1 protein-coding gene is annotated in these 214 nt (G+C 65.4%); it reads right to left on the reverse strand.

Going from position 1 to position 214, the window contains the following annotated elements; all coding sequences use genetic code 11:
• Positions 1–189 (reverse strand): hypothetical protein (locus FS507_RS20215; RefSeq protein WP_222121498.1); only part of this gene is annotated, 189 nt, incomplete at its 3' end.
• Positions 190–214 lie beyond the last annotated feature (25 nt).

Raw genomic sequence — 214 nt, forward strand, 5'->3', positions numbered from 1 at the left:
CTCCAACACGCCATCATCATCTCCCTCCCCAACCCCCCCCACAACATCATCCCCCTCTCCCTCCCCCACCCCCCTCACCTCCTCCTTACCCCCCCACAACCCCACCCACACCACCCACCCCACCAGTACCCTCACCACCACCCTCACCCTCCCCACCACCACCCCCCACACGAAACCACCCCCAGCCACCCCCCCCCTCCTTGAAGAACAAAAA

This window comes from Corynebacterium glyciniphilum AJ 3170 (assembly GCF_007673095.1).
Lineage (GTDB): Bacteria > Actinomycetota > Actinomycetes > Mycobacteriales > Mycobacteriaceae > Corynebacterium.